The sequence below is a fragment of the Murdochiella vaginalis genome, assembly GCF_902381775.1.
GTDB classification, from domain to species: Bacteria; Bacillota; Clostridia; order Tissierellales; family Peptoniphilaceae; genus Murdochiella; species Murdochiella vaginalis.
The window spans coordinates 1,401,779-1,427,260 of the sequence record NZ_LR698969.1; the positions used below are offsets into that span (position 1 = coordinate 1,401,779).

General features: G+C 51.7%; 18 protein-coding genes. 1 reads left to right on the forward strand and 17 read right to left on the reverse strand.

All coding sequences use genetic code 11. From position 1 onward, the window contains the following. Nucleotides 1-711: 711 nt before the first annotated feature. The 7 genes from FXY30_RS06285 to FXY30_RS06315 all read right to left on the reverse strand — a co-directional run bounded on the left by FXY30_RS06285 (nt 712) and on the right by FXY30_RS06315 (nt 9,917). Nucleotides 712-2,013: a metallopeptidase TldD-related protein gene (locus FXY30_RS06285; RefSeq protein ID WP_071705811.1), complete on the reverse strand. Its 1,302-nt coding sequence runs from the start codon at nt 2,011-2,013 to the stop codon at nt 712-714. Between the two features lie 9 nt (nt 2,014-2,022). Further along, a complete protein-coding gene (locus FXY30_RS06290; protein WP_071705812.1) occupies nt 2,023-3,441 on the reverse strand; it encodes a TldD/PmbA family protein in 1,419 nt (472 codons plus the stop codon). A gap of 87 nt (nt 3,442-3,528) precedes the next feature. Continuing rightward, the gene (locus tag FXY30_RS06295; protein ID WP_071705813.1) at nt 3,529-4,641 is read right to left on the reverse strand and encodes an Mbeg1-like protein; all 1,113 of its coding nucleotides are present in this window, start codon (nt 4,639-4,641) and stop codon (nt 3,529-3,531) included. Beyond that, complete coding sequence (locus tag FXY30_RS06300; RefSeq protein ID WP_083428256.1) at nt 4,638-5,282, reverse strand: TIGR04100 family radical SAM protein; 645 nt, start codon at nt 5,280-5,282, stop codon at nt 4,638-4,640. Before FXY30_RS06300 ends, FXY30_RS06295 begins: the two co-directional genes overlap by 4 nt. 101 nt (nt 5,283-5,383) lie before the next feature. Next, nucleotides 5,384-6,151: an SDR family NAD(P)-dependent oxidoreductase gene (locus FXY30_RS06305; protein WP_083428257.1), complete on the reverse strand. Its 768-nt coding sequence runs from the start codon at nt 6,149-6,151 to the stop codon at nt 5,384-5,386. A 67-nt stretch (nt 6,152-6,218) separates the two neighbouring features. Then, entirely contained in the window at nt 6,219-8,066 is a 1,848-nt protein-coding gene (locus tag FXY30_RS06310; RefSeq protein WP_083428258.1) for an ABC transporter ATP-binding protein, read from the reverse strand. Nucleotides 8,067-8,111: 45 nt separating this feature from the next. Continuing rightward, on the reverse strand, nt 8,112-9,917 hold the full coding sequence (locus FXY30_RS06315) for a TatD family hydrolase (RefSeq protein ID WP_071705815.1): 1,806 nt from the start codon (nt 9,915-9,917) through the stop codon (nt 8,112-8,114). A 363-nt stretch (nt 9,918-10,280) separates the two neighbouring features. Here FXY30_RS06315 and FXY30_RS06320 point away from each other — a divergent pair, with 363 nt between their 5' ends. Next, complete coding sequence (locus FXY30_RS06320) at nt 10,281-10,727, forward strand: hypothetical protein (RefSeq protein ID WP_147659388.1); 447 nt, start codon at nt 10,281-10,283, stop codon at nt 10,725-10,727. 35 nt (nt 10,728-10,762) lie between these two features. On the opposite strand, the gene FXY30_RS06325 is transcribed toward FXY30_RS06320, so the two are convergent. The 10 genes from FXY30_RS06325 to tuf all read right to left on the reverse strand — a co-directional run bounded on the left by FXY30_RS06325 (nt 10,763) and on the right by tuf (nt 25,451). Then, a complete protein-coding gene (locus tag FXY30_RS06325; RefSeq protein ID WP_071705816.1) occupies nt 10,763-10,990 on the reverse strand; it encodes a GlsB/YeaQ/YmgE family stress response membrane protein in 228 nt (75 codons plus the stop codon). Further along, the gene (locus FXY30_RS06330; RefSeq protein WP_083428259.1) at nt 10,987-11,658 is read right to left on the reverse strand and encodes a P-II family nitrogen regulator; all 672 of its coding nucleotides are present in this window, start codon (nt 11,656-11,658) and stop codon (nt 10,987-10,989) included. Before FXY30_RS06330 ends, FXY30_RS06325 begins: the two co-directional genes overlap by 4 nt. Nucleotide 11,659: 1 nt before the next feature. Continuing rightward, on the reverse strand, nt 11,660-13,159 hold the full coding sequence (locus tag FXY30_RS06335; protein WP_071705817.1) for a DUF1538 domain-containing protein: 1,500 nt from the start codon (nt 13,157-13,159) through the stop codon (nt 11,660-11,662). A gap of 147 nt (nt 13,160-13,306) precedes the next feature. Continuing rightward, nucleotides 13,307-14,134, reverse strand: a complete 828-nt coding sequence (locus tag FXY30_RS06340) for a hypothetical protein (RefSeq protein ID WP_071705818.1) — start codon at nt 14,132-14,134, stop codon at nt 13,307-13,309. Nucleotides 14,135-14,821: 687 nt separating this feature from the next. Beyond that, complete coding sequence (locus tag FXY30_RS06345) at nt 14,822-15,565, reverse strand: hypothetical protein (protein WP_071705819.1); 744 nt, start codon at nt 15,563-15,565, stop codon at nt 14,822-14,824. Between the two features lie 15 nt (nt 15,566-15,580). Next, on the reverse strand, nt 15,581-16,513 hold the full coding sequence (locus tag FXY30_RS06350; RefSeq protein ID WP_071705820.1) for an ATP-binding cassette domain-containing protein: 933 nt from the start codon (nt 16,511-16,513) through the stop codon (nt 15,581-15,583). 23 nt (nt 16,514-16,536) lie between these two features. Next, a complete protein-coding gene (locus FXY30_RS06355) occupies nt 16,537-16,902 on the reverse strand; it encodes a GntR family transcriptional regulator (protein ID WP_071705821.1) in 366 nt (121 codons plus the stop codon). A 314-nt stretch (nt 16,903-17,216) separates the two neighbouring features. After that, nucleotides 17,217-18,890, reverse strand: coding sequence for an LPXTG cell wall anchor domain-containing protein (locus tag FXY30_RS06360; protein WP_071705822.1), 1,674 nt, complete (start codon nt 18,888-18,890; stop codon nt 17,217-17,219). A 262-nt stretch (nt 18,891-19,152) separates the two neighbouring features. Further along, nucleotides 19,153-23,847, reverse strand: coding sequence for a hypothetical protein (locus FXY30_RS06365; RefSeq protein WP_083428261.1), 4,695 nt, complete (start codon nt 23,845-23,847; stop codon nt 19,153-19,155). A gap of 413 nt (nt 23,848-24,260) precedes the next feature. Beyond that, nucleotides 24,261-25,451: an elongation factor Tu gene (tuf, locus tag FXY30_RS06370; protein ID WP_071705823.1), complete on the reverse strand. Its 1,191-nt coding sequence runs from the start codon at nt 25,449-25,451 to the stop codon at nt 24,261-24,263. Nucleotides 25,452-25,482 lie beyond the last annotated feature (31 nt).

The following is a 25,482-nucleotide window of genomic DNA, read 5'->3' on the forward strand; positions in this document are numbered from 1 at the left end:
GGCAAGTCGCCAGGGTACGTCGGGCCCTGTTTTGACTCGAAATGTACCATTCGTCAGGGGCGCCGGCCCTGACAACACCACAATTTAGCAAGTCGTCAGGGTACAGCGGGCCCTGTTTTTAACTCGAAATTTACCATTCGTCAGGGGTGCCGACCCTGATAACACCTCGATTCAGCCTTTCGTCAGGGGCGCCAACCCTGACAACGCCTTAATTTGGCAAGTCGTCAGGGTACGTCGGGCCCTGTTTTGACTCGAAATGTACCATTCGTCAGGGGCGCCGGCCCTGACAACACCACAATTTAGCAAGTCGTCAGGGTACAGCGGGCCCTGTTTTTAACTCGAACTTTACCATTCGTCAGGGGTACCGCCCCTGACAACATCTCGTTTCATCCATTCGTCAGGGGCACGGGCCCTGACAACACCTCAATTTGGCAAGTCGTCAGGGTACATCGGGCCCTGTTTTATCTCGAAATGTACCATTCGTCAGGGGCGTGCATCTTTTATGAGCCCTAACCGCGCCGCCATCCGCATTTCCAGCGGCGCTCCGCTAGTCCCTTTTTCGAAGGTGCCTTCGGTCTTCGAAGTTCACTCCGCACTCCGCCCGATCTCAAAGCATTAAAAAGCGACGGATGCGCTCATGGCGCACCGTCGCGTTCATTCGGCCATAGGCCGGTCAAGACTTCCGCTCCACACCAATCACAAAGCGGCAACTTACTTCTTCCGAATCAAAATTGCCTTGGGAGCCAAAGAATTCTCGCGCTTTTCGCATTCCTTGCTGAATACCATGCGATCCTGCGCATCGAAGAGATTCTCGGAAAGAGAACCGCCCGTAATATACGTCGTCTTCCCATTTTGCACGAGCTTAGCCAGACGATATTCCCCGCCGAAATCTCCTTCAATGGGAGATGCCACGAACGACGAGAAAACGTAGATTTCGAGATAGTCCTCATCCAAAAATGCGTCGTAAGGCGTATCGGATCCCTCTACCACAAACGGAATCGGCGTACCGATGTTTTCCCGATCCATGTAAGAGCTGAATTGTTGCGATGTACGGAAATTCTGCACCACTGAATCGCGATAAAGATCGTATGGATGTAACAACACGCCATCCTTATCAATCGGGGCCTTGGCCACGGCATGAGAAAGCGTGGGATCCATGCGAATATTGAGCGGCTGGAGGGCATCTTCGCCCGTAAAGCGCTCGCCAATCTTGGCACGCGAAAAGCCGTTGTAAACAGCCTCATCCGAAGCCTGCACCACATAAAGTCTCAAAAGATCCTCCACGGCGCTTCCGCGCAAAATGACATTGATGTTTTCCAGCTTCGGTGTCTTCACCGCAGCAGCGCGCGCTTCCGTATCAGCCAACTGTGTCTTCACCACGTCACGCACCTGCTCCACATCAAGAAGACCGAAGGTGTAATCGTTAAAGATTTCCACACTCTCCGTCGCTCCCTCGGCATCTGTCACCAGCTCAAAAACAAAGCGATGCACCGGATACGTCACCTCCGTGCCGGTAGAGGTCTCCACATGTCGCGTTCCGTCCACAGCAAAAAGCTCCACCGAATTAACCTGCGACGACATGCCGTAGTCCGTAAATAGCGCCTCATAAAGCGCATCATACTGCGTTTTCAGCGTCTCCGTGTTGGACGGCTCCGTATGAGACTGTTCTGAAGTGACTTTCGCCTGCGCATCATTAGTCGCCATCGGATACCACTTGTTTTTCACAAAGCGAGCCGAGACAATGGCGTTGTCGATACGCGCCTCGATCTCCTCCGGAGAATCTCCGGCAGAAAGCAGCGCCTCCGCCTTGCCTTTATAGCGTTCGACGCCGTCCGCACCCGCTTCTTCAAAATCGACAAAGACCTCTACCGTGGTTTCGGTCGTCTCACACAGACGGTTCTGGTCCAGCTTGTTTTTCACAAAGAACAGCTCCGTGGACGCCAGCTTCTCCTCCGTAACAATCCAACCGGCAAGCTCTTTTTTCTTCAATATATTCAAAATCGTTTCCCGCATACGACTCTCCTAACTCAGTTTTCCGCGCGCTTTAATGTATGCGCCACCGGTGGACGTCTTGACCCATTCTTTCCAGCCTTTTCCGCAATACCCCGTGCCGGACATCTCCACCTTCGGCGAAACCATCGAAATGGACTCCAGCAGATCCGGCACATAGCCCGTCAGATACACCGGGCTGACGATTTTGCCGGTCAGCTTGCCGTCCTGAATTTCGCGCGCCTTAGCGGCGACGCATTGGATGCCCCAGTTCTTCGGATCCTCCATGCCGGAATGCATGCCTTCCAACAGATAGCCATGGGAAATGGAGGCGATCATCTCCTCTAGGGAATCCGTTCCGCCTTCAAAGAAGGTATTGGTCATACGGGTGTACGCCTTGCGCTTATAGCTCTCACGCTTGCCGTTTCCTGTCGGTTCCACGCCCAATTGAATGGCTGAAAGCGTATCACACATGCCGCGCTTAAAAATACCGTGATCAATAATGACCGTATCGTTGGCAAGATTGCCTTCATCATCAAAGGCATAGCTGGAAACTTCCTCAATCGCACTGGCACCGTCATGCATAACGACGACATCCGAGGCAACGCGCTTATTCAGGTACTCCTCTCCCTTTGCACGGTGTTTCACGAACATGTCCATTTCCGTGCCATGGCCGAAGGCTTCATGCGCAATGAGTCCGGTAAAATCCGGCTCGCACACAATATCGTACTCGCCCGGCTCCACACGCTCCGCGGACAGCAGCTCCACCGCACGCGCACAGACACCGGGAACATTCGCTTCCACTTCGTCCAAGAGCTCGGATCCACCCAGAAGAGAAAGGCCCTTGTATTCAATCTTTCGCTTCTCCCCGTCCGTCGCCAGCGCAACGATGGTTGCATTGGCATAGGCATACGACTGGTAGAGATCGCGATGGGGCGAAAGAAAAATCTTATTGATCTGCGTCACGGAATGGGTCAACTGCAGGAAAGACACTTCTTCGCACGTGCCGATGTTGGCATCATGAATGGCCTGCAAGCGCGCCAAAATTTCACCGGGATCATCGTTCTGGGGAAGGCATTTCGCCTCGCCCAGGTGGTAGACCGTGGCAGGCTCATCGCTTGGCGCTTTGGCATAAGGCAGAATCCCCTTGGCCCGGAAGCGCTCCCGATCCTTTTTCGCTATCTCGCGCACGCGATCCACTACATACGAAACATCCACTACATTAAAGGAATATTCGCTCACGCCCGTATCCTGAAACACGCGCAAGACGAATCCGCGTTCCTGATCCATCGACGGCTCAATGGCGGATTTTGTCGTACTCACCACATACATTTTTCCATCTACATCCGTTCCCAAAATGGAAACATAGGCGAATTCCTTCGCCAGAATAGCAATTATTTCCTTCAGCTTGTCCTTCTGGGCAAGCAAATACGAAGATGCCTGTAATTTCATAAAACCTCCCTTTTTATACAACGAAGTCGTCTATAGCCAGACGTCCCCCTCACGAACGGAGGAATGCCGTTTCACCACCTTTGCCGTCTACGGCAACAGAGACTGAATGGCGGCTTTCTGATTGCTTTTGATGAAAGCTGCAAAGGCGCCCAACAGTTCCTTGCGCTTATCTTCCGGTAACGAAACCAGACCGGACAAAACCGCATGGGCACTCTTTAGCCGTTCTTCGTGCAATTCCGTAAAAGACTCCGAGCCGGTCGCTTCTAAAACGCTAAACACCGTATCAATGATGGATGCACGACTTTCCCTATCGACTGTATCCAGCCAGTTGCCCAGCGCCGCCTGCACAAATAGGCTAAACGGGGTCAATTTCGTTTCCGCAAACTCTGTGCCCTCTATGACCCACGTGAACGCATCATGTTGAAAAATGCCTTGTGCCTCGCTCTTGACCACCTTATGCTCGCCCTGATTAAACAGCAGCTGCCCGATGATGGACGAATCCGGAACAATATTCATCATGCGGGGGCGAATGTTTTGGTATTCGGAGGAAAAGATAATCTCCTCGTGCATGCCGGGACCGTCGTTATTATAGACGATCGTGATGCGATCCTGTACATCCGGCGCACAAAAAATAGACGCGTACATAGCGAAATAACCACCCTTGGAATGGCCGCCGACGATCAAATTTCCGGGATGCTCCTTGCCCAGGTGATCCAGATAGGCGACCGCCTCCTTGCATCCGCCGGTCTCCTCCAGATAACTCATCAATAGGCTTTCCTTCCAACCGGTAAAGGAAGCATCTGTCCCGCGATAGGCAACGTACCAGGTATCCTCCGACAGATGAAAGGCCAGCGCTGAAAACTGCGTGGCATCCTCCTCGTCCGCCTCGTTCACCTCGTTCACATAGTGGGAAAACCGCATATCGCGATACCGCTCTCCCTTGGCCATTTCACGCAGAAGAAGCGGCGCACGATCACAGAACTTCGCGTTTTTCTCGATCTCCTCGGCATCATGCGTCGCAAAAAAACGTCGTGAAACCTCCGCAAGAGGAAGTCCGTTTTGATTTTCCGCCTCATCATGAAAAATGCCGTCGTAATCAACATAGGCTAATTCCGCCAAAACGGTGTTATCCACATCGTGAAAGGGCCGCTCTGCAAAAGAGACGTCCTTTTGATCGATCACATACTCCAGAATGGTCATAGCTGTCTCCCTTTTTCTCTATGTCCGGTTTCTGCTTCCCGTACGCGAAACGCGACGCCCAATCGCCGAGCGATGCCCCGGCAAATCGCAATTTCCTCTTCTGAAAGGCTGAAACCCACGACCGAAAAAACCACCTCCGGAACCACTTTTTTGGCCCGGAAGGCATAGTCTAAAATCGCATCAAAGGCGCGCTCGCCAAATTGCGGACGGCAGAGCGCCGCATAGTTTTTGGCATTGGAGGCATTTAAGCTGATGGATACCGTATCGATGAGGCCCGCCAAATCGCCCGTCGTATCCCGCCCGTAAAGCAAGTCCGCCAAGCCGTTCGTATTGATGCGAATGGGCAAGTCAGGCCGTTTTTCTTTGGCATAGCGTGCGACCGAGAGAAGCACATCCAGTCGTTCCGTCGGTTCACCGTACCCGCAGAAGACCAGCTCGCTGTGCGCCGAAAGATCGCGCTCCGCAAGAAGCGACTTCACTTCCTCCGCCGCGGGCTCGCGTTTCAGCCACAGCGAATCGGCATCCCCCACGCCATCCATTTGTTCCCGCACACAAAAGGAACAGCGGCAGGGGCATTTATTGGTCAAATTAACATAAAGTCCGTCGCCATAGTCATACAGCACCGTTCCGATGGATTCCATGATCGTTCCTTTCTACGCAGTATACCGCGCATTGCACCTTCCGCCACACGGATAAAAGCGGAGTGCATTATGCGTTACTGAATTCATTCCCGATGCGCTGCTCAATATAGACCCATGCATTTTTCAGCCCACAACACAAAACGGTGGGGCAGAAGTTTGGTCACAACGTGAATGCATTTTGCCATACCGCTCGAAAGGGAAATGTCCTTTCCCTTTTCCGCACGCCGAAGCGCCGTTTGTACCACTGTATGTGCCTGTTCCACACCGATTTTTTTGATCGCTGATGCAGCTTTTACGGAGCCTGCATGATCAAAGAATTCGGTCTCCACGGGATTCGGGCACACCGCCGTAACCGTAATATGCTGCGGTTGCAGTTCCCGATGCAACGCACGCGAATAGCTGAGAACGAAGGATTTCGTCGCAGCATAAACAGCAAATGTAGGTTGCGGTGAAAAAGCGGCGACCGATGCCAGCTGGAAAATGCGTCCGCCCCGCTGCATATACGGCAAACAGAGAGAAGTCATCCTGGAAAGCGCAAGGACATTGAGCTCAATCATCGCCGCATTTTCCTCTTCGCCGAGCGCTCCCACTTTTCCTATTTTACCCAATCCGGCGGAATTCACCAGCGTGGCGATCTGTACCGACTCGCGCTGCAGCGTCGAACGAATCGTCTCTAAAAAAGCAGGATCGGTGAGATCGCCGGCAAATGATCGTGCCGGCGTCGTTAAGGTGTCGGCGAGCGCTTCCAAACGCTCCCTGCGACGAGCGATAAGCCAAAACGCATCCACGCGCTCGGTCGCATCCAATTGCGTCGCAAATTCCCATCCCAGCCCGGACGACGCGCCGGTAATGATCGCTATAGTTTGCACGGTTGTGCTCCTTTCTGAAATATATCGTTCGCGGCGATCGGCGCATGCCGCGCAACAGCAAGGGCTCTTATTGATCTATTTTTCCTTTTCGCTTTCCGCCCGTCCACAGGCGATAATAGGTTCCTTTATTGGCCAACAGTTCCTCGTGCGTTCCCTGTTCTTCAATGCCTTCTTTCCCTAAAACGACGATGCGATCCGCATGCTGAATGGTGGTCAGGCGATGGGCAATCGTAAGGGTCGTGCGCCCGGACGAAAGATCCTCGAGGCTCTTCTCGATGAGCATTTCACTTTCATTATCCAACGCGCTGGTCGCCTCATCCAGAAGCAGAATCGGCGGATTTTTGAGAAACACGCGCGCGATGGCGATCCGCTGCTTTTGACCGCCGGAAAGCTTAACACCCCGCTCCCCGACATACGTTTCATAGCCGTGCGGCAAGTCCGTAATGAAGGCATGTGCTCCGGCCAGCTCCGCTGCATGCTGAATTTCCTCTTCCGTCGCACTGGGACGTCCGTAGGCAATGTTCTCCGCGACCGTGCCCGAAAAGAGATACACGTCCTGTTGCACGATGCCGATATTTTGTCGCAGGCTCTTGAGCTGCAAGGTCTTTACGTCCTGCCCGTCAATTTTCACACTGCCTGAGGTCGTATCATAGAATCGAGGTATCAGCGAAGAAAGGGTGGTTTTCCCTCCACCGCTCTCACCCACCAGCGCAAGATTTTCGCCCGGATGGATGGTAAGACAAAGATCGTGCAACACGCGGTTGTTTTCATCCGGATAGGCAAATGTCACATGGTCAAAGACGATCTCTCCGCCGTGTACCACGAGCGGCTTGGCATCCGGTGCATCCACAATGTCCTCCGGCGTATCCATCAGTTCAAAGAAGCGCTCAATGCCGGTAAGGCCCATGGAAAACTGCTCGGCAAACTCCACAATGCGGCGAATCGTCGCAATGAGCGTCGTCACATACAGTACGTAGGCGACCAGATCGCCCGGGGTAATTTTACCCTTTACCAGGAAGAGCCCGCCCGCTGCAATCGTAATGGTATACATCAGTCCGTCAAAGAGACGCGTGGACATATTGAAATTCGCCATGGCCCGATAGCGCTCTTTTTTAATTTCCTTCATGCGGTGATTGCCCTCGGCAAACTTATCCAGCTCGATGTCCTCGGAAGTAAAGGCCTTCACGACACGCTGCCCCAGCAACGAATCCTCAATGCGAGCATTCAGATTGCCGATTTCCACACGCTGCGATTTCGTTGCCGCCCGGAAGCGATGGTTCAATCGAATCGAAACAAACAGCATTAGCGGCATGCAGGCAAAAATCAGCACCGTCAAGGGCAGTGACGAGAACGACAGGATGATGAACGACACCACGATCTTAATGGCCGCAATGAAAAATTCTTCCGGACAATGGTGCGCAAATTCCGTCACGTCAAAGAGATCCGACGTAATGCGCCCCATAATATGCCCGATTTTCGTGTTGGAATAGTAGGCATCACTGAGCGTTTCCAGCTTGCGAAACGCATCCATGCGCATATCCGTTTCAATGTAAACGCCCATTATATGCCCTTGGGAACACATATAATAATAGGCGGCAGCATCAATCAAGCGCAGGATGATATAAATAAGAGCCAGCTGACCGATCCAGCCCATGCTCATCGCCTCAGGGTGCATCATGGCCGTATTGGTCAAGCTATACATGATGCGCGGCAACACAATATCGCAAAGCGTCGTCAACGCCGCACAAAATAAATCAAATGCCAATAGGCCACGATAGCGCAGCAAATACGGCAAAAACCGACGCAATAATTCGCCGGTATCATAGGTTCTTGTGATGGTTTGGACGCCGTTTTGCGGTTTACCGTACCCCTTTTGCACTTTCTTCCCAGGAGCGCCCTGTGTCGACTTGGGCATATGCCCTCCTCTCGTTTCCTCTTTTACTCGTCTTTCGTTTCTTTTTTACTCGTCTTTCGGCCAGCCGTAAAGTCTTTTCTGCGTTTTCATGATGATGTTCGTCATATCCTCTCCGCGCAATTCGGAAAGGCGTGCGAGCGTTTCGTAAAGACTTTGTTTAATTTCCTCGGCATAGGTGCGTGCAACCGTTTCATATGCATCTTTCTGCGTCGTACCCTCTGTCGTAATGGTTTGCGCCATGTCGTTTTTCTCTTCCCTTGTGGAGAAGCTTTGTTCCGCCGGTATCGGGTTTGCCGGTAAATCCGTCTCCAACAACAGGCTATCCGCCGGCACTTGCTTCACGTAGGCGCGCCCGCGCTTCGTTCGGAGCATCGCTGGATGCACGGAAAGAAGTCCGCCCATTCGTATGAGCCGCGTCAGCTCGTCGCTTGTTCCGGCAAAACGATGGACGATGGGAACCACGTTGGGCATGACCAGATTTTCTTCTTCATAAAGATCCAACAGTGGCGTCAGCGCACGTACGGCATGAAAGGAAAACACATACGATGTGTTCGACTCCGCCGCCCGCTCCCGTACCAGCTGAAAGATGTGCCGCAGTACTGCCTGCTGCTCCACGGCAGACGCCTCCCGCAGACGTTTTTCGCTGAAATCCAGGCCGACTTCACCGATAAAGCGCGTTCTAGGCAATGCCTCCGCAAAAAAATCCAATTCCCGGCGATTCTTCTCCGGCGTATCCACCCACCAGGGATGGAAGCCCAAAGACAAAATCGGCTGAGGGTACGCATCATGGTCCGCTTTCATCGCACCTTCTCTTTCCTTGTCCAGTGCTACAAAGGCGGAAGGCAAAACCGTCTGCGCTACCAGGCGAATGTTCTCTTTGCCGAGCAGCCTTGCGGCTTTCTCACGAGAAGCCGAAGGCAAAAAGTCCCAATGCGCGTGTGTGTCTAAAAGATATGGTTTCGCCGACACATCGTTCTTTGCCCAATCGTCTGCTGTTTGCTTTTCTACGGTCTTCTCTTTTGTCTTACGCTCGTTCGGTGTTCCCTCTTTCGACATCCGCTCGTCTGCAAGTTTCTTCCTCGGCGGATTCGGCATCTTCTCCAGCCCTGCCAGTCGGCAAATGACCTTCCCGGCCATCATCTGCCCCATAATGGGCGGCATATAGCTCATGGAGCCCAGCGTCTCCGCCTTGCCCGAACGGGTTGCGGTTTTCGTCGCAAGCGATGTGCGCGGCGGCTGCGGACTGAGTGGCGACTCGGTAGAAAAAATCACTTCCAGTTGAGATATGCCGCGTTTTCGGCATTCCCGACGCATCACCTTCGAAAGCGGACAGTTGAAGGTTTTCTCAACAAGAGAAAAGCGAAGCGCCATGGGGTCACGCTTGTTTGCCGCTCCCATGGCTGAAAGCAGCGGAATCTGCTGATTGGCACACCATTCGACAATTTCGAGCTTCTGCGAAACCGTATCAATACAATCCAGCACCACATCCGGCTTCGCAAAAGAATCCAACATGTCCGCCGTGTTCTCGCGCGTCAAAAACTGCTTTCGCGCATCAACGTCACAGCCCGGATTGATGGCCAACACCATCTCCCGCATGACCTCCGTTTTTGCACGTCCCACGGTTGATGTAAATGCAATCGCCTGGCGATTGATATTGCTCTCCTCCACTACATCCCCATCCAGCAACGCCAAATGGCCTATGCCGCCGCGCGCCAGCGCTTCCACGCAGGACGACCCTACACCGCCAAGGCCGAGCACCAGCACACGAGACTCATTCAGTTTTTGGATGCCTTCTTCTTGTAGCAACAGCGCCAGACGTTGCAGGCGCTGCGGAATGTTCGAATTGGTCATGTTTCCTCTTTAATTCATTTATGAAACGCAGGAGTCTGCGCAAGCATAAGGAACGCGCCGCCAACGTCGTTTCCAGCGGCGCACCGCCTTAAACGCGCCGCCAACGGCATTTCCAGCGGCGCACCGCCTTAAACGCGCCGCCAGCGTCATTTCCAGCGGCGCTCCGCCTACGTGACCCTGTCTAACTGCTTTTTTTGCCGTTTGATAGGGTCGGCGCCCCTGTCTAACTGCTTTTTTTACCGTTTGTCAGGGGTTAAATGGAGCTTTTGGACCCTGATTGGCGTCGGATTTCGTTGTTTGTCAGGGTCGGCGACCCTGTCTAACTGCTTTTTTTGCCGTTTGTCAGGGTCTAAATGAAGCTTTTTGACCCTGTCTATTGATGGATTTCGTTGTTTATCAGGGGCGGCGACCCTGTCTGGCCGCTTTTTTTGCCGTTTGTCAGGGTCTAAATGGGGCTTTTTGACCCTGTCTATTGATGGATTTCGTCGTTTGTCAGGGGCGGCGACCCTGTCTGGCCGCTTTTTTTGCCGTTTGTCAGGGTCTAAATGGGGCTTTTTGACCCTGTCTATTGATGGATTTCGTCGTTTGTCAGGGGCGGCGACCCTGTCTGGCCGCTTTTTTTGCCGTTTGTCAGGGTCTAAATGGAGCTTTTCGACCCTGTCAATTGATGCATTTCGTCGTTTATCAGGGTCGGTGACCCTGTCTAACTGCTTTTTTTTGCCATTTGTCAGGGGCCGCCAGCGTCATTTCCAGCGGCGCTCCATCTTAAACGCGCCGCCAACAGCATTCCCAGCGGCGCTCCGCCTTTAACCGCGCCGCCATCGTCATTCCCAGCGGCGCTCCGCTCAGCGTTTCTTTCCCGGAATAATCAGCAGCAAAAGCATGGCGCCGATCACCGATGGAACGACGGCCATGTCCGCCAGATGCGGTCCCCAGGAGCCGAATAACGCCTGTCCGAGCGCCGAGCCACTCAGCCCGACGAGGACATTCGCAAGGCAGCCGAGCTTCTTGTGATCCATAATGCGTGCAGCGACCGCACCGATCAGTGCGCCGACTAGTATGCTCGTGATCATTTGCTCACCAATCCTCTCACATCCGAAATGGACTCAACAAAGAGAATGCCGGTGCCGGGACGAGCAAAATCAAATGCATCTTCCAATGCTGCAATCACGGAATTCACCACATCCTCGGTAGCAAGAATCAACAGTAGCTCCTTCTCCGGCTCAATTTCGATGCCGAAAAGCTTCTCCGGCACTTGCTCGCCGGTGCCACGGCCGTGCAAGATGGTCCCGCCCCTTGCCCCGGCCTCACGTGCCACCGTCATAATCTCTTCGGCCATGCCCAAATTGACGACGACCGTTAGTTTTTTATATTGCATGTCTTCCTCCTCCGGGAGAATATCCATCATGGAGTTCGCACTCATTTCCTCTTCACCATACATCATGCGCTCGATCGGCGTAAGAAAGGCAATGCCATGGTTGGGCTTGTGCAACGCCAGCTCTTCCGACGTCCTGTTCAAAAACGTCCGGGCTTTATTCGCATCCAACAGCATGTTCAATACTACTTTATCCTGGCGCTTAATTCCTAACAGTTGAAGAGTCCGATTATTCACAGTGCCTTTTCCACGCAACACGAAAATGTTCTCCACACCTTGTTCTTTCGCCAGCGAAAGGCATTTCTTAGCCGAGGGCGGGCTCAAGATAAATGTCACCATATACGCCCTTTGTCTTTTTGCCTCCATATCACTTCTCTCCTTTCGCCTTTATGCGCGCCTTCGACGCATTCATCTTTGCCTGATAAAGTGCTCCCAACAGCTCAATGGCTAGGATGGGCACCATGGCTACGACCGCAATCATGCCGAAGCCATCTGCAACAACATCCGCCGTAGGCGTCTGTGCCGCAATTCCTTGCACGAAAGCCAAGGAAAAGGTTGCGGTCATAGGTCCGGATGCCACGCCGCCGGCGTCAATGGCCATGCCGACAAAGAGATCCGGCACAAAAAAGGATAATAGCACGGCAAGGCCGAAGCCCGGTAAAAGAAGCATCCAAAGGGAAATCTGCGGTACGAGGATGCGCAAGGCCGATAGGAAAATTGCGGCCCCGACAGCCAAAGAAAGGAACAGACAAACCAGACTACGCTTTACGGATCCGCCGGTAACATCCTCTACTTGATGTGTCAGCACGTGTACCGCCGGCTCTGCCAAAACCGTCGTGATACCGAGGAAAAATGCGACCAAAAGCGCCGGTAACGGATTAGTTCCGGCAAGACGCGTACCCAACTCGGTTCCCAGATGCATGAATCCGCCATTGACTCCCAGAAGAAAGATGACCAATCCCAAGAATGCCAATGCCATCCCGCGCAGAATATCGATCATCATGCTCTTTTTATGCTTGATAGCTCCTCTTTGCAAAAGCAGATACGTAACTAAAATGGGCAAAAGAGAAAGAAAAGATTCCTTTGCCAAAAGCGGGATTTGAAAAAGATACATCTGCCATAACGGCATGTTTTCCGCGATCGTCTCCGGCAGCGTTCCGGAAAGTTTCCCTTGTCCAAAAAACAAGCCGACAATCAGCACCCCTAAAATGGCACCCGTTGAGGAAATGCCGATCACACCGAAGCTGTCCGCTTCACCGATTTTACTGTCCTTTTTCATGGCGGAAATACCGTACGCCAAAGAAAGCATAAACGGCACCGTGATGGCACCGGTCGTCGCCCCCGAGGAATCGAAAGCGATGGCCATAAAATCCACGGATGAAAACAGGGACAGCAGTAGAATCAATCCATATGCGCCGGCAAACACATAGCGCACGCGAATATTGTGCAGAATGCGCAACATGCCGATCGTCATCATCACGCCAATGCCGATTGAAACAGCAATCACCAGAATCCAGCGATTAAACGCACCGCTCGTGACCGCATCCACCTGTTTTGCCAAAATATGCAGATCCGGTTCGGCAAAGGAGATAAAAAAGCCCAAGATGAGACTTGCCGTCATCACGATGGGATAACTGTTCGTATGCGTGATCGAACGACCGGCATACTGTCCGATGGGCTCCAGTCCCTGGTCAATCCCAAAAAGAAAAATGGTCAGCCCCACAACCACCAGCACCGCGCCCACCAAAAAGGCGAGCAAAAGTGCCGGCGGTAGTGGAGCGACCGTAAAATGAAGCACCAAAACGATGAGCACGACCGGCAACACCGACATAAGCACTTCTTTGACCTTGTTCCATAATATATTCAAGCAACTACCTCATCTTCTCTTTGTCTTCCTGCGTAGGGCATCCCGCGTCCAGTATGCGCTCGTCCTCGTTTGAGAACACCCGCGTTCTCTTGCCGAAAGGCGCTCTGCTCTTTCAGGAGAGCCAGGGAGATCTGCGGAAGACACCCGTTATTTCTCCAGAAAACGCACTCCATACACCATTCCCAGCGCTGTCGGATAACTCATCTCCGGATCGTCGTGCGTTACCGTGCCGTCAAACCAAACCTGCACGCTCTGCCCTTTCCACTCGTCCGCCGATTTGCCTTGGATCCGGTCGAACAGAATCGGTTCGTCGTTCCGAAATAAAAGGGTCTTCTTTCCGATCACCACCGCAATCGGCTTTCCCGCAGGCGAAAGCGTTTTTTGCAGATGCAGAAAGCGTTCCGGCACTTCCGTAACGTCCACCAACAGTCGGATCTCCTCCGTATTCGGCATAACTTCCGCTTCACGAACCTTGCCGGTAAACGTCGCAACGCCATCCGGAATCGACGTAGCATCCGCCTTCTCATCCACGAAAAGGATCCATTTATCGTTCTCTTTCACCGAGACGGCGGTTTCATTCCAGCGCTGGTATTCCATGCCCGTACCGAAGTTGGATTCACCGTCCTTGGTCGGTTTCTCTTTCGCCCCGACACTTGCTGTGATTTTCCCGTCAGCTGTACCACAGGTCACGCCACTGTTGACAAAACCTGTGTCGCGATAACATTTTCCGTCAATTTGCACCATGCGGGGAACTTCTTCGGAAGGATTCTCGCCGAGCGGCTTGCTCTCCCCAGGGTTCTCTTCTGTTCCGGAAGCACTTCCTTGTTGGACACCGTCGGAAGACAGCTCGTTCACGATGCTGCTGTTTCTCGCCTCGTCGGAGGATTTCCCCGCTCCGCTCGGGGCATTGCAGGCACAGAACAGGATCGCTCCCAGGAGCAAACCGACCGTAACCATTCGTTTTTTCGTGTTCATTGCATCCTCCTTTCCATTTCTTCCGTTTCTATTATAACCAATCGGCGCCGTTTCCACACAGGCACGAATCGGTTGGCCCCTCGCGCCCTATTGATCGCGGGTTAACCCACCATCACCAAGGGCATAAATGATGGTAGTGGTAACGCGTTTTCGCTAAATCCCCACCATCACCAAGGGCATAAATGATGGTGGTAGTAAGGCGTTTTTGCTAAATCCCCACCATCACCAGGGGCATAAATGATGGTGGGGGTAACGCGTTTTCGCTAAATCCCCACCATCACCAAGGGCATAAATGATGGTGGTGGTAATGCGTTTTCGCTAAATCCCCACCATCACCGAGGGCATAAACGATGGTGGTGGTAACGCGTTTTCGCTGAATCCCCACCATCACCGAGGGCATAAACGATGGTGGTGGTAACGCGTTTTCGCTAAATCCCCACCATCACCAAGGGCATAAACGATGGTGGGGGTAATGCGTTTCCGTTAAACCCCCACCACCTTCCGCGCAATAACGGTTTATATTCTTAAGCCTTACGCTCCCTTGAAAAAACTTTTCGTAAGCGGTCCTTAGATGATTAGCATTCCTCAAAAAAATTGCTTTATTGCTGACTGTTAGCCCTTCAGCAATAAAGCAACATACCGGAGATTCTCTCTCGTTTTTGTCTCACATCATTTACAAATGTACATCTACCGCTTACGCAGCTGTAAACGGTAAAGACCGACCCAGCTGAACATACTCAACACGGCAAAGATTCCGGTCTCGAAAAGAAGCAGATGACTTTTTTTCTCGGCCAGCCACGGTATGAGACGGCGAAAAACGTCAATAATATAGCTCACCAACGCATTCTCCGAACCGGTTCCTCCTAGGATGGTTAGGACGGATTGGACGAGCAACGTAAGAACAATATAAACGAGGATCCAAAACAAGGCGATTTGCAGGGGTTTCATGCGATAGTGTAAAAGGCCTAACAGCATCGTTACCGTCGCCATAAGGAAATAGAGCATCAAAAGGACCGAACCCATTCCCCATTTCACGCCATTTTGATAGAGAGAAAACACCATAATGTCTTTCGTGGTTCCCCCAAAAGCGTTCAATGCGATCGTGAACACAGGAACCAGAATCAGCATCAAAACAAATGCGCCAAAGGCAAATGCGATATATCCCAGATAGACACCCCACGCTCTTGCCGAAGCGGAAAGGCTGTTCTGAAAGGTGAAGTCCATTTTTCGATTAAATGTAAACTGACCTACCCCAAAAAACATCAGCAAAATCGACATGTCCAGTCCGGAAACACTGGGTTGAACGTTGTTGTTGAAAAAGCCGGCGAGTAGGGAAAGAAAAATCCCTATGCCGAACAGACCCAGCACCACATAAAGCAGTGTCTTGCAATTTTCCCAAACAATATATTTTCCTGTCGCCTGCAATCTCATGCTATTCACCCCCTCTTATCGCTTTTCATCTTGGTTGATCCGACCCAAAAAGGATCGCTTTTGGCTTGTATTCTTCGCTGCGGCATCCGGATGCTCTTTCGTTAAGGCGATAAAGAGACGCTGCAAATCCACGTTTTGCACTGGAATTCCGAAAGAAGCCGTGCTAATCGCCTCCCACGCATCGCTTTCCACCACCCACTGAGCCATCGCGCCCACTTCTTGCTTTTGAATGACCGTCATCTCCGGATGAGCCTGCACAAGGTTATGTACTTGCTCGATGGATCCCGAAAGCAGGCGGTACTTCTCCATCAGGGCTTCCAATTCTTCCTGGATGAGAATCCGGCCCTTCTGGATAAAAATGACCTCCTGTAAAAGCGGCTCCAATTCCGAAATCAGATGCGACGAGAGCACGATGCAGCTCTGTGTCTCGGCAAACACGGACAACACATTTTCATAAAACATTTCGCGGTTGACGGCATCATGTCCTAACGTGGGCTCATCTAAGAAGAGATAGTCCGCTCCGCTGCGCAACGCCACCACGGACTTAAAAAGAGAACTATTCCCGGTAGAAAGTTTATCGAAGCGACTATCCGGGGAAAGACCGAAGCGATCCAGATCCGCTAATGCCTCGTTCAGGGCAAAATCGGGATAAAAAGTGGCCGTAATCTTTAGAATGTCCTTCAATTTTTTTGCCGGGAAGAGATTGTCCGGCCCCACCATGTAGATTTTTCGCAACGCTTGATCATTGCCCGGATTCTCGCCCTCAATCGTAAAGGCCCCCTCTGTCTGGCGCATACGCCCATTCAAAATATTTAACAGCGTGGATTTCCCCGCTCCGTTTCGGCCCAAAAGACCGTAGATTTTTCCTTTTTCCAGATGTACATTGACGTGATCCAGCGCCATCAGCTTTCCAAAACGCTTGGATACGCCGCTTATTTCTAAACTCATCGTCGTATTCCTCCTATCTGTCATTACTCGTTGTCGTCACGCAACCAGCTAATCACCTCTTCGGTGGAGATGTCGAGCCGCTTTGCTTCCTTTTGCAAGGGGCAAACAAAATGGTCACGAAATTCATCCATTCGCTTTTGGCGAATCCGATCCACGCCGCCCTCAGCAACAAACACGCCTAATCCTCTTTTTTTATAAAGAATGCCTTCCTCAACCAGAAGATTCACTCCCTTTAATGCGGTCGCCGGATTGATGCGATACCCGACGCTCAATTCCGTCGTGGACGGAATTTGATCGCCTTCCTTATATGCTCCGGTCAAGATGGCATTTTCCAATCCCTCACTGATTTGTTGAAACAGGGGAACCCCATTGGCTTCGTCCAGGTGCATCGATTCCTCCTTTCTTTGATCCATGTGACGTCGACCTTGTCGATTTTCGACTTGTTGATTAGTTTATTAGTTAGTTACTTGAGTAACTAACTATGTGTATACTATACTGCCCTCTTTCGAGGTTGTCAAGAACGAAATGCTTTTTTCTTCGGCAATCGGAGTGAACGCAGCACACCATTCGCATGCATGCGGTTTAAATACAACAAAGCCGGAAGACGTCGGCATTCCGCCGACGCCTTCCGGCGCGGAGAGCAGGGCAATTAATTCATGCCCTTCTTTTTGTTCGCACAGTCCTCGCTGCGCGTGTTATTTCGTTACTTGTCGTTGCGCTTATTCTTCTTCAGGACGAAAGCAGCCAGGCCTGTTGTGGAGAGAATCGCGCTGCCCGCATAGATCACTGCAGAAATGTCGCCCGTTTTCGGCGCGACCGGCTTTTTGTTCGGCTTCGGCGTTACCGGCATTTCCGATGACGGCTGCTCCGGTTCCACCGGCTTTACAGAGCTCGAGCTGGAGGAAGAGGACGGCTCATCCGGCGTCGGAAGAGTGGGCTTCGGAATTCTTACGGTAAAGGTAATGTCATCTGTACCAACCGGTTTCGTAGAATCCAGACCCTCCGGTTTCTGAATGGCATCCCAAGAAAGGTTGAAATACAGTGGATTTGGTAACTGAACGACCGCTACGGATCGGGCGGCCGGAGCGGGCGTTAAAGTAGCTGTCGCTTCAATTCCACCGGTCATGGTACCCGTTACGGTGTAATTCTTACCTTTTCTTGCTTGGCTATTGAATACCACTCCGTCAACCGTAACTTGCAGTTCATCTTTCATCCCATTCACAGCATCCTTGAGATCCGCAAATGTCTTGACCTCTTTTTTTACTACCATTGTGATGGTAATAGTCTTTGTTGCCGGGTCGACGCTTTGGGCTTTAATCTCATATTTTTCGTTATCTCCCGAGAGCGTAACTGTCGGATTGGTCGCCGGATCAAATTCCATCTCCGCCGGCAAAGCCAGTGTAGTCTTAAATTCGCCCTTGTAACCAGACAATGCGATCATGGTATCCGGGATTTGGTTTCCGGGATTGAACAGTCCTTCAATTTTAGCGAGCTGAGCCTTGACGGGAGAAACATCCAACGTGCCTGTAAAGGCAACTTTATCGTCTTTTTTGACGCGGTACACGCTCTTATTCTGCGTCTCGTCGCCTACCTTGATGTCGCCAAGCAAGTTGATGTGTTCGACGTATTTTGTATATTTAACCGCAGCGGAAATATCTTGTTGATTCATGTAGGCTTTATCCGCAATTTGCACGCCGTTCCATTTGAAGGCAAATGGTTTTGTGTGACCGAATAATATGGCCGTCGCTTGCATATCGCCTTCTACCGTACCGGTAGCAACGTACGGCGTATGCGGATGGGCTCCTTGAGCGAACTTTACATGGCTAACAGAGAACGTAAATGTATCATCAACCGTTTCGGTGATCGCCTTCTTCAATTTGAGATACGTATCGTAACCAGTCGGATTGGTCAGTAAAAACTTGATGGTCGCAGTGTTGCTCGCTTTATCAATTTCCGAGGTCGACGTAAACACGCCATTTGCGCCCGTAAAGGCGCCTTCCGATTGAGCTGTAAACTCCAACCCTTCCGGCAACTTCAACGTAGCGGTAAAGGTGCTCTGAACAGTCTTCGGATCCAGCATAATTTTATCAACTGATACAAATTTTCCATAAGTATCTTCGATATCCTGCATCTGTTTCTTAATCTTCGATACATCCAGCGTACCGGTAAACGTCATCTCATCTTGATACTTCTTCTCAAGCACTTGCTTTCCGGTATCTCCGTCAACAAGCAGATCCGCATCCAGCGACTTCGTGGTCGCTTCTTCCGCACGAGCAACCGGGACGGACGGCATCACCATCGCCAAAATCATGGCGAATGCGGCGAAGAAGGCCAGTCCCCGTTTCCAAAGCGGATGGGTTTTAATTACGGACTTCATACTTTCCTCCTATTTGGTGTTTGCCCTTTCGAGCGGCAACAGTGCGGCCGAAGATGGGCGAGGGTTTCTGTTTCAACGAGACGCAGGCCGGACGAATGGAATCCGGTCTGCCGGTTGTTTTCATTTTACCACGAAAAAAGCGTTGTGGCAGGATTCCGACAGAAAAGGCAGGACCACGCGAATTTTGTTCGCGTGGCCGCGGGAGCCCGTCGAAGAGTCCATCGATCTTCCCTCCTCAGCAAGCGCTCTGCCTTAGCCTATCTTAATGCTTTTTGTTCTCGACGTTTTTCCGCTTATTTTTCGGATCCGCGTACACCCAGCAAGCGCCCAGCATGGATACTCCCAAAAGCGCGCTCCAGAACAGGAGACGATTGCCATCACCCGTCATGGGCTGCGGCTTCTCCGGTGATGCCGGTTTTGGCTGCGGTGCCGGCGTGGGCTTCGGCGTCGGGGCTGGGGTCGGAGTGGGGGTCGGGGTCGGAGTGGGCGTCGGAGTCGGAGTCGGTTCCGGATCGGGCGTAGGATGGTTGATCTTCACCTGGTGGTAGGTGGTGTCGGAGTCAACCGTAATCGTTTTGCCGTTCGCCTCGGTCACGTGCGCACAGTTTGCAAAGGTGGTGTTTTTGGTGAATTTCTTTTCAAGCTTCGTCGGTACCGTAAACGTAATGCTCTCGCTCTTATCAAGGGTCGCGATCGTCCAAGCAAGCTTCTGTCCGTCCACCGTCTGTGTGACGTTCTGTTTCAATTTCATCGGATCTTTTTCCGTCGTGCTTTCCATCGTGATGTGTTCCGCATCAATGATAAGGCCGTCCGGTATGGCATCCTTTACGACCACTCCCTTAAGATCCAGTTCTTGGCACGTATTCTTTACGGTAATGGTGTAGGTGATGGGTTCATCCTTCAAGTTTTTCACGCGCGCCGGCGCCTTCTCGGTGCCTGATTCCGGATTGGAAGTTTTCTCGAGTGCAATACCAATCTTATGCAAGGTGACCTTGCAGGCTGCGTAAAGGGAGTTTAGACCTATGCCTCCGTTCGGATTGGCATTCCTTAACATGACCGCCCTATTTTGTGTGGTGTTTTGCGAAACATTGGTCGCGTTCACCTGAAGTTCATTGACGGCGGTTTTGCCATCCAAGGTCGGATCGCTCGGTGCTTTCATTCTCACGTAGGCCACCAGTGCCTGGGATGGGCCAAGAACGAAATCCTTTCCATTTTCCGTTTTTCGCACGTCGATGGCGATCGCTTTGATCTGACTCTTATCAAAGGTCGAATCGTCCGCCGGATACGCTTTCCAGATGTTCGAATCATCAACATTCATATTGCCATTCGACATGACCTCTGCGGTTGTCGCATAATAGAGCTTCGGTTTAGCATAGTCATTGCTTCCCGAAGACAGCTTGTTTTCTATGATGGACAAATCGATGCCTGCAAAGGTGCCCTGCCATTCGGATTTCGGGGTTTCCGGCTTGATACTCTGATCAAGAATATCGTAGAAGACGATGTCGGAGCCATTGGTGTTCGAATCTTGATAATAGGCCAATTTATACTCATAATTTGCGCCGGTATAAATATGGTTAAAGCCTTTTACATCTGTGGTTGCACCGAATTTTTCTCCCTTATCGAGGTTGCGCACCAGTTGCTGCGCGCCGGAATGGGATACCGTAATCGGTTTAAAGCTCATCTTCCCATTCGTCAGGCCGAAATTATTGGTGCTTCCCGTTTGTTTATCGCGATTCGCATCGGCCAGCTCTTCATAATACGAATAGCTTCTGGGGTTGCCCTGCTTAGTGAAGTCGATATCGTCGGGATCCCATTCGCCGGTTGATGTGTTGACGAATGCCGCCGTATTAACCACGTCCGAGCCCCGGTCCTGAATATTCTCATACGTGTTGATGAGGGTATATTTCATGAACAGGGTGTATTGCGGGAGATCGTAGGCACCATATTTGGTATTCGGATATGGCTTGTCTTTCTCCGGCAGATCCTTCAGCGTGACTTTTAGCATCGTCGCGCCGCTACCCTTGTAATTAGGAATTTGCTCCACATCATAGTATGACGAAGGGATGGAGACCGGACGCCGTTTTAATCCTTCGCCCGGTGTTTCTTCCGTCGGTTTGGTAGACAAATATTCTCGGCCGACCTTAAGCGTGGAGGGGTCGATTTTTGTTCCCGCCGGCAGCAAATTATAGAACACTCCCTGGTGCATAGCATAGCGTCCCACAAGATCCGGATCGGTAACGTACGCTTTGTTGAGATCCATGCCATCTCCCAGCGCGCCCAAGGTGTTTTGGGCACGAACAAACACGTTCGTCCGCTGTTCGCGATGATCCGAATCGTCTTCGATGTCCGATAACTTGATCGTTGAAACACTAACGGTCGATCTTCGGTTGATTTTCGACATGCTATGTGTGATATAGACAGTGTGCTCCTCGTCCGTGGAATCGGTAGATTTCGCAGGAATCGACGCGTCCATCGGATTGACAGCGTTGGCCAGGTTTTCCGTCAGCCAGAAGTCCGCAGGCGCGGTATAGAGAGTGGCTCGGTTCTGGCTTACACAGTTTTGTACAAAACTCTTGACCGAAGCGGTCGGCTGGAGATATTCCACGACTACCAGTTGAAGGCGCGTCGCAAAAAATTTGCTGTCGTGCAGAAAGCGCACGTCGACAACGTTGTCGGGAAGAGAGAGTGGATCGCCACCCAATTTTTGTTCCGGACTGCCATTCGTAAAGGAAGCTACATAGCTTGCTCCGCCGGTTTTTTGAATGTTCGCATATTGCGTATAGGTCGACTCGCCCGCTTTTCGAATGTAGACGCTCACCGGGCTGTACTGATCATACTGCGTCGATTCCTGTGTATTTCTTTCCCACAAGCCAACTTTCAATTTCGTGGCATCATATTCCGATAAAAGAACCCGAACTGTTTTGTAACGGACATCCGCATCATCGGTAAGGGTATGCGGATCGGTAAGGCCGGAGAGATTTCCGGCAACGCCTCCATCGCGTTGAGAAAGAATCTTTTTACGCTCCGCGATAACCATTCTTCGTGGGCTTGTTGTATAGGTTCCGGTTGTGGCATCCCATTGTGGGTTTTTCGCGCGGGTTTCGGCGGTGTGTACAAAGGAGCGTTCGCCCCACATATTGCCTCCACTTTCCATGGGTGCCTCTTTGTCGGCTAAGATGGCTGTCTGGGCGCCGTAGGCATTTCCCGGAGAATTCTCGCTCTTGTTAGGGTCGCAGCGGCCGTCATAGTCTTTCCAGTAGCCGTACTGTCCCTTTTCCTGGACCAATACGTTCGCATCGCCATTAGCGGTCAGCGTAAAGTTATGCGCTGCGTTTCCGTCACGGGCAATCTGCGTGACTTGTACCGTATTGTGGACATTGATGCCGACTTTCGCCAAGTCCACACCTTTACTCCTCGCCTCTTTAATCAATTGGTTGGGATAGCGCATCAGCAAAAAGAAGCTCTTGTAGCCGGAGGTGTTCCGACCGGAGATATAATTAGAATATGGCCCGCCAAAGTCTAAATACTTTTGACCAATGCCATCCTTAAAGTTATCGTCAATGCCTTCATATAACCTAAGCGTGTTCTTTGCTGCGCCATCGGACCAAATAACATGTTCCCAGTCCTTCGTGGGATCGTTCGTGTTCTTGTTGGCGATTCCGGAATAGGGTGGGCGGACCTCCCGTGCACTGGAAATGGCTTGAAAAGCGTCTCCCGATTGGCATCGCGCACCGATGAGCTCACCTTTTTCATTATCCGGTGAGCCTATATTTTCAAAGGTGTAGGAAAAAGGCTGGGTGCTGGATTCAGTTCTGGTTCCAAAGCGCTCAAGATCTGCCCGGTAGACGACGTAGAAATAGTCATCGGCATCCGGGGCCTTGGGCCCCCATGCTGTTTGCCAATTGAAGTAAACATCTTCATTTTTCGTGATCCCTTTGCTGTCTACGTCGGCACGAGTCAAAGTCAACGTGGGCTCTTTCGCTTCGGTATGTGCCTTGACGGTGAGCTTCTGGGTCTGCGTATACTCCGGGGTGCCGTCATGGTCGGAATCAACAGAAATGGTAACGTCAAAGGACTTTTCGTAGTTTCCATCCGTATTCACGCCTAAGAGCGTTGGAATGAAGTAATAGGAGAACAGCATGGTATCTGCTGTGGATCCGTTGATGGGCTTTGCGTTGGAGACGGTGATGGTTCCCGTCGGATTGGTCAAATCCCCCGCCCAAGAAAAGGATGTGGCGTCACTGGTGGTGTCCTGTGGCACTTGCGTCTGCATCTGGTTCTTTTCGGCCAAAGCATCCGGCGTAGAGCCGTCCCAATACGTGCTGGTATCGCCTGCCCATGTTGTAAACAGGGCAGAAGGTAGGGTAACCTTGACGGAATCTTTTTGCAAAGCCTTAACATTTCCTGTATCAGTGAGGTTAAACGAGACCTCCACCGACGCCGCATAGGCTTTGTTGAACATATTATCAAAGCGCAATATGGTATTGTTCGCGTCTTCGTAATTGTATCCGTCGGAAGTTGCATTGACCGGATTTGCCCAGCGCGCGGTGAACTTGTAATCCTGCTGCGAGCCCGGCGCTTTAGCGGGTGCCTTTACAGGCGCTGGCACGGGTGCTGTAGCGGGCGCGTTAGTTAATGCTTCAGACGGCGCTTTTGCGGTTCCGTTGTCTGACGCTTCCGCCGGTGTTGTGGCGGGTGCGAGCGGATCCGAAGTCGTCTTTGCATGGGACAAAACGTTGGAAGAGACATCTTCGGTCTCTGTTACGTCCGGTTGACTTAGGCCATCCGGTCTCGTTTCGCCCGGTTCCTCCAATGGCGTGGCCGTATCCGTCGTCTCAACGGCATACGTAGAAGCCTTGTCCTCCGCGAGAACAGGGCGACTATCCGTAATGACGGCGGTGACGAGCATTACGAGTGCGATAACCCCGGCCAACACTCTATTGCGTACGTGTTTCATGCTTTAGTCCTTTCTTTTTTTCTGCACGATATGGATTCCTGCCATGAAAAAAAGAGACTATCCATTGGCCATAAATAGACGGTCAATGTGATGCCTCTGCGTAAAAATAGAATTTAAAAAAAAGGTGAACAAAAACCACAGACTGATCGTCTGTCTGTCTATCTGTCTGTCGATCTAAGAGAGTATCCACATGATCCCCCTTCGTCAAGTGCAATAATCGTCTTTCTCTTATTGTAGACTATTTTCCTTGTATTTCCTATAGGAAAGACTTTATCTTTTGTAAAATCGTACGATTCGACTCTAGCTACGAAAACAGATGCGCGCCTTTCGCACAAAAAAACAAGCCCGGAGCATTCGCCCCGAGCCTGTTTCTTTACGCAGCCGAAACCGCGTTTTTAGATTGTATTCTTCGCTTACTCGATGACCTTGGAGACAACACCGGAAGCAACCGTACGGCCGCCCTCACGGACAGCGAAACGGAGACCTTCCTCAATCGCGATCGGCGAGATGAGGGTGATGGTGAAGGTGGCGTTATCACCAGGCATAACCATCTCGGTGCCTTCCGGCAGCTGGATGTCGCCCGTAACGTCGGTCGTGCGGAAGAAGAACTGCGGACGATAGCCCGAGAAGAACGGCGTATGACGGCCACCTTCATCCTTCGTCAACACATAGACCTGACCTTCGAATTTGGTATGCGGATGAATCGAGTTCTTAGCAGCCAAAACCTGACCACGCTCGATTTCATTACGCTGTACACCACGCAGCAGCGCGCCGATGTTATCGCCGGCTTCTGCCTGATCCAATTGCTTGTGGAACATTTCCACACCGGTGACAACGACTTCACGCGGCTTGTCAACAAGACCGACGATCTCGACGGTGTCGCCAACTTTCAACACACCACGCTCGACACGGCCGGTCGCAACCGTACCACGTCCGGTGATGGTCAAAACGTCTTCTACCGGCATCAGGAACGGCTCATCCGTCGCACGAACCGGCGTCGGGATGTATTCATCAACCGCTTCCATCAATTTCACGATGGCATCTTCCCATTCGCCGCCCTCTTCGAGGCACTTCAGCGCAGAACCGACAATGATCGGCGTATTGTCGCCGTCAAAATCGTATTCGTTCAATAGGTCGCGAACTTCCATCTCAACCAATTCGATGAGTTCATCATCATCAACCTGGTCTTTTTTGTTCAGGAAAACCACGATCTTCGGAACGCCGACCTGACGAGCGAGCAGGATGTGCTCACGAGTCTGGGGCATCGGACCGTCCGCAGCGGAGACGACGAGGATCGCGCCATCCATCTGGGCAGCACCGGTGATCATGTTCTTAACATAGTCAGCATGGCCCGGGCAGTCCACGTGGGCATAGTGGCGGTTCGGAGTTTCATACTCGACAACCGACGTATTGATGGTTATACCACGTGCGCGCTCTTCCGGCGCCTTATCGATGTTGGCATAGTCGACGAATTCGCCTGTGCCAAACTTCTCGTTCATAACTTTGGTGATGGCAGCGGTTAACGTCGTCTTACCATGGTCGACGTGACCGATCGTGCCGATGTTTACATGCGGTTTACTACGCTCAAATTTTTGCTTCGCCATTTTTTCCTCCTAAAAACAACAACTGGTCGTT